This is a genomic window from Neobacillus sp. PVCKKU3, from assembly GCF_058323225.1.
Genome location: NZ_JBLVQN010000005.1, coordinates 88548 through 102793, shown reverse-complemented (window position 1 = coordinate 102793; position 14246 = coordinate 88548). Strand labels below are relative to the sequence as shown.

Annotated in this window: 11 protein-coding genes and 1 other annotated feature (1 of these 12 only partly in view); of the genes, 2 read left to right on the top strand and 9 right to left on the bottom strand. The window is 40.7% G+C overall.

Going from position 1 to position 14246, the window contains the following annotated elements; translation table 11 throughout:
* Positions 1–166: 166 nt before the first annotated feature.
* The 7 genes from rarD to refZ form a co-directional block, all read right to left on the bottom strand.
* Positions 167–1096 (bottom strand): EamA family transporter RarD, encoded by a 930-nt coding sequence (gene rarD, locus ACNQGS_RS05190; RefSeq protein ID WP_491486418.1) that lies wholly within the window; start codon positions 1094–1096, stop codon positions 167–169.
* Between the two features lie 146 nt (positions 1097–1242).
* Positions 1243–2829 carry an acyl-CoA synthetase MbcS gene (mbcS, locus tag ACNQGS_RS05185; protein ID WP_491486417.1) on the bottom strand — a complete coding sequence of 529 codons (1587 nt, stop codon included), beginning with the start codon at positions 2827–2829 and terminating at the stop codon, positions 1243–1245.
* A gap of 137 nt (positions 2830–2966) precedes the next feature.
* Entirely contained in the window at positions 2967–3170 is a 204-nt protein-coding gene (locus ACNQGS_RS05180) for an alpha/beta-type small acid-soluble spore protein (protein ID WP_491486416.1), read from the bottom strand.
* A 97-nt stretch (positions 3171–3267) separates the two neighbouring features.
* Positions 3268–4476, bottom strand: a complete 1209-nt coding sequence (gene thiI / locus ACNQGS_RS05175; protein WP_491486415.1) for a tRNA uracil 4-sulfurtransferase ThiI — start codon at positions 4474–4476, stop codon at positions 3268–3270.
* Positions 4473–5618: a cysteine desulfurase family protein gene (locus ACNQGS_RS05170; protein ID WP_491486414.1), complete on the bottom strand. Its 1146-nt coding sequence runs from the start codon at positions 5616–5618 to the stop codon at positions 4473–4475. The genes thiI and ACNQGS_RS05170 overlap by 4 nt, the downstream gene beginning before the upstream one ends.
* 180 nt (positions 5619–5798) lie before the next feature.
* On the bottom strand, positions 5799–7487 hold the full coding sequence (gene ezrA, locus ACNQGS_RS05165) for a septation ring formation regulator EzrA (RefSeq protein WP_491486413.1): 1689 nt from the start codon (positions 7485–7487) through the stop codon (positions 5799–5801).
* Between the two features lie 248 nt (positions 7488–7735).
* Complete coding sequence (gene refZ, locus ACNQGS_RS05160; RefSeq protein ID WP_491486412.1) at positions 7736–8368, bottom strand: forespore capture DNA-binding protein RefZ; 633 nt, start codon at positions 8366–8368, stop codon at positions 7736–7738.
* Positions 8369–8521: 153 nt separating this feature from the next.
* On the opposite strand from refZ, the gene ACNQGS_RS05155 reads away from it, so the two are divergent.
* Positions 8522–9001: a GAF domain-containing protein gene (locus ACNQGS_RS05155; RefSeq protein WP_491486411.1), complete on the top strand. Its 480-nt coding sequence runs from the start codon at positions 8522–8524 to the stop codon at positions 8999–9001.
* 24 nt (positions 9002–9025) lie between these two features.
* Here the strand turns inward: ACNQGS_RS05155 and megL are convergent, their stop codons facing one another.
* Positions 9026–10204, bottom strand: coding sequence for a methionine gamma-lyase (gene megL, locus ACNQGS_RS05150; protein WP_491486470.1), 1179 nt, complete (start codon positions 10202–10204; stop codon positions 9026–9028).
* 350 nt (positions 10205–10554) lie between these two features.
* On the opposite strand from megL, the gene rpsD reads away from it, so the two are divergent.
* Complete coding sequence (gene rpsD / locus ACNQGS_RS05145) at positions 10555–11157, top strand: 30S ribosomal protein S4 (protein ID WP_423802675.1); 603 nt, start codon at positions 10555–10557, stop codon at positions 11155–11157.
* Positions 11158–11281: 124 nt separating this feature from the next.
* On the opposite strand, the gene ACNQGS_RS05140 is transcribed toward rpsD, so the two are convergent.
* Positions 11282–14029: a transglycosylase domain-containing protein gene (locus ACNQGS_RS05140; protein ID WP_491486410.1), complete on the bottom strand. Its 2748-nt coding sequence runs from the start codon at positions 14027–14029 to the stop codon at positions 11282–11284.
* A 146-nt stretch (positions 14030–14175) separates the two neighbouring features.
* Positions 14176–14246 (top strand) — a binding site (T-box leader); it runs 143 nt beyond the window's last position.

Sequence of the window (14246 nt, the reverse complement as noted above, 5' to 3'; positions counted from 1 at the left end):
CCTGTTGATTTCCGCTCCGAGCACTCGCTTTCCGCGGGGAGGTCCCTGGAGTGCCAATCAACAGACTTGTTGAAAAGTCTTATATTAATAATATTATAACGAATTAACGCTGTTGTTCGAAAATGAGTATAATAAAAGGCTGTCGATAGTTCTCGACAGCCTTTTATTATATTGCTCTTTTTTCTTTTCTCCATTTGAACTGTTTTCCCGGTAGTAGCTTTGTTTTGGATAGGGAGTAGATGGTTAATGCTGACCAAATAAAGATGAAGGATAGCAATTGCACTTTTGAAAAATGTTCATTATATACAAAAATCCCTAAAAGTAAGGTCAGTGTCGGTGCAATATATTGCAAAAAGCCAAGTAATGATAATGGAATTTTTTGCGCTCCCTTTGCAAAATATAAAAGAGGTACTGCTGTTGCGACACCTGCCCCTATTAAGAGCAAATCCGTGCCAATTCCTTTATGCAAAAACGCCATGGACCCGTTGATAAACAAATATCCTATATAAATAACTGCAAGCGGTGTAACCACTAGTGTCTCTAAAGTCAATCCGACGGATGATTCAACGTTAACAAGCTTTTTTACAAGCCCGTATAATCCAAACGTCAGCGCCAAAACAATGGCAACCCACGGGAATGTGCCATGGGAGATGCTGATTATTAATACGCCAATGGCTGCCAGCCCAAAGGATATATATTGATAAAATGATAGCTTTTCTTTCAGGACAATCATTCCTAATAAAATACTGACCAGTGGATTTATATAATATCCAAGGCTTGTTTCAATCATATGGCCATTATTGACCGCCCAAATGTAAGTAAACCAGTTTACACTTATTAATAAGGACGCCAATATTAATGCGTACATTTGTTTTTTATTTTTCGCGAAGCCTCTTAAAGTCTCTGTAAATAGTCCCATTTTCCTCGTGAAAATAAGTATAAAAAGCATTAAAACAAACGACCAAACAACACGGCTGGCAAGGATTTCTTCCGCTTGCACATCCCCTAAAAGTTTCCAATATATTGGCAGCAATCCCCAAAGTAAATAGGAAACAGCGGCATAAATAACCCCTTGCTGCGTTTCATTCTTATTCATTAATTCCGCATCCCCAATTCTTTCTATTCTCGAAATACTCCTTATTATAACTTGAAACAGCAATGATTGGGGATTTTTCTGCCTGACAAATTTTTCATTCTATTTTTAAAGGCACACGGTTTACCGTGTGCCTTTAAGAAAACATTTTATAGATTTTTGGCTGATTCCAATTCCTTTTGACGCAGCTCAATTCTTCGTATTTTTCCGGAAGTGGTCTTTGGTAGTTCTGGGATATACTCTATTTTTCTTGGATACTTATATGGCGCTGTCAGCGTTTTGACATGCTCCTGAAGGGTTTTCGTCAATTCAGGGTCAGCTTGGTTCACATTCTCTGTTAGAACAACAAAGGCTTTAACGATATTTCCACGGACTTCATCTGGACTTGCCACAACCGCACATTCTTTGACAAACGGGTGCTTAACAAGGGCATCCTCCACTTCGAATGGTCCAATCGTATAGCCGGAGCTGATAATGATATCATCGCCTCGTCCTTCAAACCAGAAATAGCCGTCTTCATCCATTTTCGCTTTATCTCCGGTGACATAATAATCACCGCGGAATTGCATGGCTGTTCTTTCAGGATCTTTATAGTAGTTTTTAAACAGGGCAGGGGTTTCGACGTGTACAGCAATATCGCCTACTTCACCAACGCCGCAAACTTGACCTTCTTCATTAATGATTTCAACGCGATTGCCAGGCGTTGGTTTGCCCATGGAACCTGGTTTCAACTCCATACCTTTTGTAACTCCAACAAGCAATGTATTTTCTGTTTGACCATAGCCATCTCGAACATCCAAATGGAAATATTTACGGAATGTATCAATAACCTCACGATTTAGTGGTTCGCCAGCCGATACAGCACTATGAAGATTTGGCAGCTGATAGTCAGCTAAATTATCGACCTTAGCCATTAAACGATATTCGGTTGGTGTACAGCATAATACATTAACGTCATATTTCTGAAGAAGGCTTAAATATTTTTGCGGCTCAAATTTGCCGTTGTAAACGAATCCTGTTGCCCCTGACCCTAACACCGACAGGAACGGACTCCAAATCCACTTTTGCCACCCAGGGCCGGCAGTCGCCCAAACCGTATCGCTTTCTTCAATGCAAAGCCACTTGGCTGCTGCTGTCCGTAAGTGTGCAAAAGCCCACCCATGCGTGTGAACAACCCCTTTAGGGTTGCCTGTTGTACCCGATGTATAGGATAAGAAAGCCATGTCATCACGGTTGGTTTCCGCAAGAAGAAATATATCTGATGCTTCTTTCATTTCAGCATCCAATCGTTTCCAACCTTCCACGTCGGCCCCGATTGTAAACTTGACTAGTTTTTGTACTTCTGCAATGTCTTTAAATTGGTCGACATATGGATAATAGCTAATGAGTGCTTTTACATCACCATGGGTAATACGGTACTGAAGGTCCTTCTCCCTTAGCATTTCCGAGCTTGGGATTACAACCATACCTGCTTTTAATGCAGCCAGATAGACAACGTATGCCTCAATCAACCGCGGGACTATGACAAGAACTACATCGCCTTTTTGTAACCCATTCTGGGCAAAGACATTGCAGGCTTGATTAACTTGCTTCATTAAATTTTCATATGTAATTTCTTTTGTTTCACATGATTCATTCTCCCATTTAAGGGCTAATTTGTGTGGGTCCTTCGCAAACTGCTCAACCTCGGCAACAAGATTGTATTTTTCCGGTGCAATTAAATCTTCCCGCTTCATTAATATCCCCTCCACTTGGTAACAATGTATTATATTTGATGTTATTACCTAGTCCCAATTATACGCCCTTTTCTGAAAAATAAAAAGAGAGAGCGAGAAAAAATCCCGCTCTCTGTAGCCATCATATTCTTTTTTAATTAACGAGCAAATCCGCCGCCTAATTGTGATTCAGCCATAGCTACTAGACGTTTAGTGATTTCACCACCAACAGATCCGTTAGCGCGTGAAGTAGTGTCTGCACCAAGGTTTACGCCAAATTCTTGAGCAATTTCAAATTTCATTGCATCAAGAGCTTGCTGAGCACCATTTACTAGTAATTGGTTAGAGTTGTTGTTAGCCATCTATACTCACCTCCTTGTGAGTATAGAATGTGTAGAACACTAAAGCTTCATGCAAAATCAGAATTGGTAAATGTTCACAAAATATACTTAAATACGTTTAAAATAATTCACTGAATTTCGAATGAGGTTCACTGTCAGGTTTTATTAAAAGCGTTTCAACTTCCTGTACAGCCTCTTGAATTAATGGGTCAAAATCGAAATAACTTTCGTATTGATTCACTTTTTCTCTTTTTGGCTTTGTTTTCGGTGATGCTGGCACAAAAATAGTACAGCAATCTTCATACGGCCGATTGGAAATTTCAAGTGTATCAATTTCACTCGCGATTTTAATAATATCCGTTTTGTCCATTGAAATCAAGGGACGTAAAATCGGTGTATTTGTCACTTCATTAATCGCATACATGCTCTCAAGTGTTTGGCTGGCAACCTGGCCAAGGCTTTCGCCGGTAACAATGGCCAACCCCTCTTGTTTTATGCGGATTTCATCCGTAATGCGGAGCATCATTCTTCTTGTTGAAGTCATGGTATAATTTTCAGGCACCTGTTCGCGGATGGCCTGCTGAACATCGGTAAATGGTACAATATGAAGCTTTAATGAGCCGCCTGCCATCTCGGCCAGTTTTTTTGAAAGGTCAATAACTTTTTCTTTCGCACGTTCACTAGTAAAAGGCGGACTGAAAAAATGAACTGCTTCAATTTCCAGGCCACGCTTCATTGCCATATATCCCGCTACCGGGCTGTCAATTCCTCCGGAAAGCATCAACATGGCTTTACCGCTTGATTCTGAAGGAAGTCCGCCCGCTCCTTTTATCGTTTCGCAGGACAAATAAACGGCCTCTTTACGTACCTCTACCCGTAAATTAATATCGGGATTTCGAACATCCACCTTAATCCCGGGTATGTTTGTTAATAAATGGCCGCCTATAGCATTATTAATTTCATCTGTATTCAGATCAAAGGTTTTATCTGATCTTTTGGCTGTTACCTTAAAGGTTTTCCCCTCTTTAAAGAGAGACTTTACTAATGTTAAAGACACTTCTTTAATGGACTCCATTTCCCTCTCGACCTTTATGGCCGGGCTGAAGGACTGAATCCCAAATATATTCTTTAATTTTTTGATGATTTCTATCCCATTTTCTCCATTTAATAGGACATACATCCGATCGCGGCTAGCTTCAATTTTGATATTTGGAAACGGGGTCAGGGCAATTCTCACACTTTTTCTAAGTTTATCAACAAACTTATTGCGATTTCTTCCCTTAGTAGATATTTCCCCGTAGCGGATTAATATACGGTCATAATTCATTTGTTCATTACCCTTCCTAAATGTTTTACTGTTTCCTCTATCGCTAAGATCGCCTTCCTTGCTTCTTCTTCTGTATTTTCAAAGGAAAGGCTGATTCTTATTGCACTTTCAGCAAGGTCTTCAGGCACTCCCATTTGAAGCAAAGTATTGCTAGGGGCCTTCTTTTTTGAAGAGCATGCACTCGTGGTCGATACAAAAATGTTTTTCTGCTCAAGTGCATGAATGAACACTTCTGATTTGATCCCTTTTAAAGAAAAATTTAAAATATGCGGTGCTGAGTTTTCTATCGGAGTATTGATTTGAATCTCTTCCATTTCATTTAACTTATTTCTTAACAGGTTTTTAAGCTTAACCATGCTCTCCATTGCTTCAGCACTTTTATCCAGTGTCATCCTGAGTGCTTTGGCCATTGCAACCGCACCGGCGACATTTTCCGTACCACTTCGGATTTTCCGTTCCTGATTCCCTCCGGAAAAAAGCGGTGCTATCCTGATTCCTTCACGAATAAAAAGGGCACCTGTCCCCTTTAGTCCATGGATTTTATGAGCCGATATAGATAATAAATCTACCCTGCTTTCGTATATGTTTATAGGAACCTTGCCAATTCCCTGAACCGCATCAACGTGGAATATAACGGATGGGTAGCTTTTTAACATGTCCCCTATTTCCTTAATGGGCTGAATTGTACCGACCTCATTATTGACCTTCATGATAGAAACCAAAATAGTGTCTTTTCTAATCGAGCTTTTTACATTTTCAGCAGATACACGCCCATCCTTATCAACAGGGAGGCGGGTTATTTCAAAGCCTTCCTGCTCAAGCTGCTCCATTACAGTTAGAACAGATGGATGCTCCACACTTGATGTAATCAGGTGGCGCCCCCTGTTTCGGTTACCTAAAGCTGCCCCTTTAATGGCAAGGTTATTGCTCTCTGTACCACCCGAGGTAAAATATAATTCATTCGTTTTAACCCCAATGAGCTTGGCTGTTTGTTCTCTTGCCTGGGAAAGAAGCTTTTCTGCCTGTCCCCCGAAACCGTGCAATGAAGAGGGATTCCCAAAATATTCACTCGAAACAGTTAGAAATGAGTTCAATACTTCCTTATATGGTTTAGTTGTTGCACTATTATCAAAATAAATCATGGTTTACAACCTTCCTTTAACACCTCTGCCGAAATAAATCTTACCATAAATTATTATCTTGAAAAAGCAAATAAAAAATTGCTGATAGGCGAGTCCGATAGGATGAAGACAGAAGCGTAGTTGAATTTATACTTTAATATTAGCCAAAGAAAAAAAACCGATATGACAAATCGGTTTTTCCTAATCAATGGTTACAGGTGTCTTAATTTTTTTCAATGCATCCGGGTCAATCCCCTCAATCGTAGCAGCAGCCTGCTCTAATGCCTCTTGATAATCATAACGGCGAAAAGCCTCTTCTGCATTTCTTAATCCATTTGCAACAGAAGGATACTGACTCCGGTATCGATTCCCGTATTGGATGGCCTTCTCAGCAAGCATAACATTTTCTATCAATTCCAAAGTAGAATTTACCAATTTATCAACTGATAGAACAGCAATCTCTAAATACTGATTTAGTGCCGCTATATTAAGAGGCTTTTCCTCGAGCTGGTATCTCACATTTTGGATGCTCTCGTTCGTATCCTCCAATAAATACCGATATTCTTCAGGCAGTCCTGGAACATTTTGTTTTTGAACAAGGCGGAAGGTTTCTCCAACCTTTTTCGCCAATTCTTGGACTTTGTCTCTTGCTTCCAGTTCGTCCTTCCTAAGAGCTTGAAGTTTAAAGGCAAATGTTTGCTGCTCCTCGCGTATAAGGTCTAAGTGTTCCTTTATTTCATTTAACTCTTCACCCATGATGGACTGAGCTGTTTGGTTTTGCTTTATTTTCTCTGATAATATTTCATAGCGTTTATAAACAGCCGCAAGCTCTCTTTCCAAATTGTTCAGTGTTTCCAAATCCTGATCAGCCAATTGGTAGGTAGCCTGTACATGAAGGACTTCCGATGCGAGATAATTATTCGCTTCTTCCGCCTCAGCAAGCAGACTGCTGGCAGCCTGTTCATTTTTCTTTACAAAATGCTTGGCATGTACCTCTTTTTCTAAAAGGTCCAAAAGAATATCGACCCGCTGTTTTATTTCTTTATTTCCATCCTGAGCCTGATCAACTTCGCTTTTTTCAACTAAAGCTAAATTTTCTCTGATTTTTTCCTCGAGACGCTCTATTTCTGTTTCCACATGGACATGTTCTAAATAGTACCCCTGTTCCATCATTTCCCGTAAACCAGACCTTACCTCGGCCAACTGGTTTGGAATCAGTGACTGACATTCAATTAAAAGTTGCGGAATTAAATCCATATTATTCTTTATACCATTTAGTTTATCGTGAATGAATAGTACGACTTCACGTGCCTCCAAGTAATTTCCTTGCTCTGTTTTTTCATCGAATTCATGAAATTTCCCCATGACCTCAGTAAGCGCCGCTTCCAGATGTTTCTCGGAATTGCCAAAGCTATGGCGATGCGCGAGCAAGGTTTTCTTTGTTTCTCGATACAGTTCCTTTAATTCCTCAATTTCTACACGGTTCTTTTCCTCACTGCCGACCAGTTCATGAAGCTCTTCGATAATTTTGTTAACTTGATTTTCAGTTTCTTGTAATTTTCCCGTGATTTTGCTTTGGGCCTCTTTGGCTTTTTTGAATCTATAGCGGTCTATGTATTCTTCTGCATCAAACAGCATTTCTTCCAAATCCGGCAGCTTGACAGTCACAATATCGTCCCATTCATTCCGCCAGCGCTCAAAAAGCTCCTCTGTTTGTCCGGTCATATTAAGCTGTTTTACTTTAGCCATTTCATCAGGGATTGGTCTATTAAACAAATCAATTTTCCAGGCCTCGAGATGGTCCATTTCTTTAAAATGCTTTTTCTTTATTAGATACCCTAATACAAATATCGCAAGGATAAGGATGAATAACCCTATTATATATTTCACTTGCAAGCCTCCTGTTCCGAACAGCTGTCATTCTCATCTATTTAAAAAATCCGTTAATGATTAAATTCGATGCCTTAATGATACCATGTATACGACAATTTTTGACTAGTAATTTCAATTTTTTTGTAAAAGAAAATCAAAAAAAGCACTCAGCTGCATAAATTCATCATGACAGCCAGTGCTTTACCTTTTTTTAGATCATTTTGAGGGAGCTTTTCAGCTGAGGGCTTTGATTCAAATCCTGGACTCTACTTTATAATCGCTTCTTTTTTTATTTGAACATCGGAACAAAGAGTTTTGTCAATCCATTGATAAAGGTCCTTTAAATATTTTTGCTCGAAAAACTTTTCATTTGGGAAAACATACAGCACTTCTCTCATGTAATGAGTATTCATAAACGGCATCATTAAAAGACCCTTTAGCTGGATAATTAAATAAGGAATCGAATGCGGCCTAAATTCATTCCACTCAAAACCTCTTTCAAATATCTTTTGAAAATAGTACTTTTCCTTCAAGGAATAGGTGGCCATGATTTCTCTTACCATTTGCGAATCAATTGACATTTCCCTGTACACAAAGCTGGCAAGCTGAATGTTTTCCCATTGATAATGGAGCAAATCCGCTACCACACGCTTCAGACAAATTGCTGCCCCTTTTTCAATGGTTGCATAGGCCGCTTCCATTTTATTGATGTACTGTTCAAAAAAATAGGTAAAACAATATTCCAAAAGCCCCTCTTTGTTGCCAAAGTAGTAAGCAATGGTGGCCGTATTTACTTTCGCGGCATCAGCGATATCCCTTATCGACGTACCTGAGTAGCCTTTGGAATTGAACAACAAAATAGCAGCTGCAACGACCGAATCCTTTGAACTTTTCTTCATCCCTTTTCCCCCTTTTCGAACACAAAATCCCCTAATATAATTGTTCTTTTTCTAGGTAAGGATTCCTCTATGAAAAAATCGACAAAGTCTGCTCTTTTTCTTTTCAATCTGCTAAAATAGACTATAAAACTTTAAAAAGTAGGGGGAAAAAGGATGTTTAACGTCGAAATGTACAAAGGGACTCGTGAAGAAAATTATGAATTAGTAAAGAAGCAATTGCATGCCCTCATCCACGATGAAAAAAATCAAATTGCCAATTTGAGCAATGCTTCCTCCTTGTTGAACCAATTTTTAGACCGGATTAATTGGGTCGGCTTTTATTTGATGGAGGACGGGGAGTTAGTGCTTGGACCGTTTCAAGGCCTGCCTGCCTGCGTCCGTATTCCGGTTGGAAAAGGTGTATGCGGGACAGCAGTCCAGAAAGCAGAAACGCTTCGGGTCGCAGACGTGCATCAATTCCCGGGCCATATCGCCTGTGATGCTGCATCCCAGTCAGAGATTGTCATTCCACTTGTAAAAGGTAATCAGGTTATAGGTGTCCTAGATATTGATTCGCCGGAAAAAAACCGTTTTGATGAGTTGGACCAAGAAAAGCTTGAGGAATTCGTTTCCATCCTAATCGAACACGTATAAAGAAAACTCGCCATACGGCGAGTTTTATATTTTATCAAGCGCTTGTTCCAAATCCTCTTTTAAGTCCTCCCAAGCTTCAAGGCCAACGGAAAGCCGAAGTAATGTATTGTCAATCCCCATTTTTAGCCGTTCTTCTTCTGGTACGACCGCGTGAGTCATTGTCGCCGGATGCTGGATCAATGTTTCCGTGTCTCCCAAACTTACCGCAATTTTAATTAGTTCCAATTGATTCATAAAATGCTGCGCTGTTTCCTTTGTCCCATGAAGTGAAAAGGAAAGCAGCCCGCCAGCTTGTTTCATCTGCTTTTTCATTATGGAATAATCAGGATGTTCCGGGTCACCAGGATAATATATATCCTTTACTTTTGGATGACCTTTCAAAAATTCGAATAGCTTTAGGGCATTTTCAGAATGACGATCCATTCGAACCGGCAGTGTTTTGATGCCTCTTAGCAGAAGCCAGGCATCAAACGGGGACATGATTCCGCCAAAATCCTTATGAACAGTCTTGGAAACCTGCTTAATAAACTCCTGTTTCCCGACCACTAAACCAGCAATAACGTCACCATGGCCGCATATATATTTTGTTGCACTATGAATGACGATATTACAGCCGTGGGTGAGCGGCGTTTGGATATAGGGAGAACTAAAGGTATTATCAACAACCACCGGAATCCCCTTCTCTTTTGCGACTGCTGCCGCCAATTCCAGGTTCACGAGCTTCATAGTCGGGTTAATCGGGGTTTCGATATAGATGCAGGAAGTATTGGGGCGAATTTCGGATTCTAAGGTTTCTGCCGAATCCATTTCGGAAAAATGATGATCAATGTCGAATTTCTCCTTCATCAATTGCAGTAAACCAAATGTGCAGCCATACAACCCTTTGGAGCATAGAATATGACTGCCGGACTTTGTTAACGCCAGCAACACAGCGCTGACAGCGGCCATTCCTGAAGAAAAGGCCAATCCGGCCTCCCCGCCTTCGAGTGCAGCAATCCTTTCCTCAAGAACTTTTACCGTCGGATTCCCCAACCGCGAATAAACAAAACCCTCTTCCACACCGGCAAACCGCTTTTCTCCTTGTGCCGCATCGGCAAATGTAAAGGTAGACGTTTGATACAACGGTGGCACTAAGCTTCCTTGGTGTTGCTCGGGACAATAACCGGCATGAATCACTTCCGTTTCAAAACGGGCTTTCTTCATTTCCAAAATGCAAGTCCCCTCCTGACTGAAACCGATTTCAATCCACTGTAGTATATGAATAATAAGATTGGTCTGTTAAAATCACCTTATCTGAATGACTTCAGTGTTATAATAAAAATTAGCTTGACTTACCACGAATAAAAATTATATAATACTCTTTGTGTAAAATATTGCAGCCTATGAAACGATTTTAGCTGTTCCATTTTGTTCCTCGCGAGAGCTTCTTGCGAAGGTGCATCGCGTAACCCTTAGCTGCTAGGGCGATGGTGCATGAAAACAAAATGGCTGTTATCGATGTTTCGTTACGGTTTTTATTTTACCAAAATAAAAACTTAAAGGAGGAGTCATTCATGGCTCGATATACCGGCCCAAGCTGGAAATTATCCCGTCGTCTTGGAATCTCTCTAAGCGGCACAGGTAAAGAATTAGAAAAGCGTCCTTACGCTCCTGGACAACATGGTCCAAACCAACGCAAAAAGCTTTCTGAATATGGATTGCAGTTACAAGAGAAGCAAAAGCTTCGTCATATGTACGGTGTTAATGAGCGTCAATTCCGCAACCTATTCGACAGAGCTGGCAAATTAGGCGGCGTTCATGGCGAAAACTTCATGGTTCTTCTTGAGTCTCGTCTTGATAACGTAGTTTATCGTTTAGGTCTTGCACGCACTCGCCGTGCTGCTCGTCAATTAGTTAACCATGGCCACATCTTAGTTGATGGCGCTCGCGTTGATATCCCATCATACCGCGTTGCTGCTGGCCAAACTATCAGCGTTCGTGAAAAATCTCGCAACCTTGATGTAATCAAAGAAGCAATCGAAGCAACTAACTTCGTTCCTGATTATTTAACTTTCGATGCTGACAAATTAGAAGGTACTTTCACTCGCTTACCAGAGCGTTCTGAATTACCTGCTGAAATTAACGAAACTCTTATCGTCGAGTTCTACTCTCGTTAATTTGTATTTAGCATTTGTAAAGCCCCAGAATTTCTATTCTGGGGCTTTTTTATGTTTCTGGAAAATGCTTTTGGAAATAAAAAACAGGAGTCCCAAAATCTAATTTTGAGACCCCCATTAATTGTTATTGTTGAGTTAAAACTCCTACTTCCACTACATTTGAAGGTGCGGACTCATTTCCTGCAATATCAACTGCCGTTACATAGAAGCTTCCGTTTCCTACATTATAAGATAGTGAGGAACCACTATTGATGCTTGATATCTTCGCTCCAAAAAATCCACCCTGATAGACACGGTAGCCGACGATATCATTGTCTGCCGGTGCGCTCCATGTGATGGTATTGCCGGATACAGTCAAGGTGACACTATCCGGTTTCTTTCCGTTATCGGCCATTTTAGCGCTTGAGACAAGCACATTGTCCCATCTGCCCCTATTTGGAATAAGCTGGCTGATATTTTTAAAGTCATTACCTACAATTCTTGTGATAAAGCCTGGGTTTAGAATTGTTCCATACTGGGTAAACTCTTTTGGTGTGGAATCAAGAGCCAGATATTTTTTATCTCCGATCGTTACATAATTTCCTTCGATTAAACTATCATCGACTTTAGTAGGAACGTCTTTGGCATTGAAATAATCACTTTCAACCAATCCTGCCTTTGAGCAAGCAGCTGACGGAAGCATGCCCGAAACTGCGCAATAGGAGGTTTTGACAATTCCTTCCGGCATTTGGAAGCTCTCTTTCGGAGCAACTAAATCCGGTTTAATTTTATAAGCCGCATTCATCAGTTCAGCCCAAAGATTATTAGTCCGCTGACTGTAAGACATTCCGCTGGTTTTTAACGATTTCTGCGTATCATATCCAGTCCAAATTCCAAGTGTTACATTCGGGTTGAAGGCAACAAACCACGAATCAAAATAATTGTTACCAGTACCGGTTTTTCCTGCCCAATCAGCACTGAAATTCAGTTTGCTCTTTACACCTGCTGCTGTTCCCATATTTATTACATCCCGCATCATATCTATGGTCAAGAATGCAGTCTGCGGTTTAAAGACATCAACAGGTTTTACTTCATGCTGATAGATAATTTTACCGTCCTTGTCGACAATTTTATCGATCAGGTAAGCATCGATAAATTTCCCGCCATTGGCAAAGGTACTAAAGGCATTTGTATTTTCTTCAACAGTTACGCCGTTATCCAAGGACCCGATAGAGGTAGCCAGATTCGTGTAATCCCCTTTTGTTAGCGAGGTAAAGCCCATCTTTTCCAGATACTGTGCTGGACGCTGGTCCACGATTTCAGAGTATAGCTTTACAGCCGGCACGTTATAGGATTTGGCCAAAGCATACCGTGCTGATACTAGCCCGCTATATCTTTTGTCATAGTTATGAGGCCATGGTGTACTTTTGCTTTTATCCAGTCTCAGTTCGACATCCGGCAGCGGGGTTCCCGGCGCCGCTTTTCCGAGTTCAATCGCCGGCCCGTAGACGAGCAGCGGCTTCATCGTCGAACCGTTCTGGCGGACTGCACTGGTAGCATGATTGAGCTGCTGTTTATTATAATCTCTGCCGCCAACAAAACTGATGATTTTGCCGGTACTATTTTCAATCAGTTCTGCACCGACCTCAACAGGTTCCATTACGGTTTTCTTTTCACCGGTTTCCGGGTCTTCTTTTTCCTCCGGTTTATCTGGTCCGTAATATTTGTAGTTATCTTTTACCACCTGCATTGCATCATATATATCTTTGTTAATGGTTGTATGAATTTGATAGCCATCTTGCCGCAGGTCATGGCTGGCCATCGTCTTATACTTGTAATAAAGGTTTTCATCTTGCTTTAAATCTTTTTCGGTATGGCCATCTTTCTTAGCCAATACCGTTGTCAGAACATCAATGGCCCGTTTCTCAATTTCAAATGTCAGCCAAGGATAGTTATCAAGCGGATTAGGTACTGACGGAGTAAAATCCTTTGTAATGTCATAGGCGGATGCTTCTGCGTATTGCTTTTCATTAATGTATCCGCCATCGTACATTCTTTTTAAAACTGTTTTCATTCTTGTTATGCCCGGCTCCAGATTATTCTTCACTGTGCCTTCTCGTGTAAATGGGGTATAACCAAACGGACTTTGCGGCAGTCCGGCAATAAAGGCAGCCTCCGGCAGTGTAAGCTCACTAGCATTTTTTCCAAAGATCCCTTTTGCTGCGGCCTGGACACCGGCGATGTTCTGCCCTGATGAATTTCTGCCAAGAGTCGCCACATTTAAGTACGCTTCAAGAATTTCCTTTTTATCGAAGAACTTCTCCAAACGAAGGGCCAGCAAAATTTCATTTGCTTTTCTTTGGAAGGAAACCTCATTGGTTAGAATTTGGTTTTTAATTAATTGCTGTGTCAGCGTGCTTCCGCCCGATTGGATAGGAGAATTGGTCACTTCCTGAAAAAGGGCTCGAAAAACAGCCTTTGGGACGACCCCTTTGTGCTCGTAAAAATATTCGTCCTCCGTAGCGATTACAGCATTGATTACGTTATCGGAGACCTGATTCAATTTGACCTCATCACGGACCAGGTCCGACCGTAGTTTCCCAAGATAAACATTATCAGCAAAATATAAGTCCGATGTTTCCGTATAGTTGTAAATATCTTTTTTCATACCTTCGTATGAACGCACGGGCTCATCCTTGACGAGCGAAGCAAAATAACCGGCGCCAACACCTGTTGCAAAAGCCCCTCCAAGGATTATAACCGTTAATAAAATCAGAAACAGGTTCCAGAAAACCTGATACGTAATCCTGGCACCTTTGACGGTTTTTTTATGAGTAATAAAATTTAGGAGGGAATCAGCTTTTTCCTTCCATATTTGCCACTTTTCTTTCATAGCATCACCTCTATTAAAATCACATCCATTATAGCATATCGGTGGTATAAAATTTGACAAGCTTCTACATTTTTCTGAAATTTCCATTTTACCGTTTGACTTTATCTTTAATATATGTTAAAAAATCAATAAGCATTTTTTTATAATTTAAGGCTTTGAAGGGAATCAATTGTAGTTCTTCTATCCCTGTAAATAGAGAGGCAGCGGCCGGTGAAAG

Bases quoted from the DNA above. Each gene is read 5' to 3' on its own strand.
- rarD (WP_491486418.1), bottom strand. From the start codon at position 1,096: ATGAATAAGAATGAAACGCAGCAAGGGGTTATTTATGCCGCTGTTTCC.
- mbcS (WP_491486417.1), bottom strand. From the start codon at position 2,829: ATGAAGCGGGAAGATTTAATTGCACCGGAAAAATACAATCTTGTTGCC.
- ACNQGS_RS05180 (WP_491486416.1), bottom strand. From the start codon at position 3,170: ATGGCTAACAACAACTCTAACCAATTACTAGTAAATGGTGCTCAGCAA.
- thiI (WP_491486415.1), bottom strand. From the start codon at position 4,476: ATGAATTATGACCGTATATTAATCCGCTACGGGGAAATATCTACTAAG.
- ACNQGS_RS05170 (WP_491486414.1), bottom strand. From the start codon at position 5,618: ATGATTTATTTTGATAATAGTGCAACAACTAAACCATATAAGGAAGTA.
- refZ (WP_491486412.1), bottom strand. From the start codon at position 8,368: ATGAAGAAAAGTTCAAAGGATTCGGTCGTTGCAGCTGCTATTTTGTTG.
- ACNQGS_RS05155 (WP_491486411.1), top strand. From the start codon at position 8,522: ATGTTTAACGTCGAAATGTACAAAGGGACTCGTGAAGAAAATTATGAA.
- megL (WP_491486470.1), bottom strand. From the start codon at position 10,204: ATGAAGAAAGCCCGTTTTGAAACGGAAGTGATTCATGCCGGTTATTGT.
- rpsD (WP_423802675.1), top strand. From the start codon at position 10,555: ATGGCTCGATATACCGGCCCAAGCTGGAAATTATCCCGTCGTCTTGGA.
- ACNQGS_RS05140 (WP_491486410.1), bottom strand. From the start codon at position 14,029: ATGAAAGAAAAGTGGCAAATATGGAAGGAAAAAGCTGATTCCCTCCTA.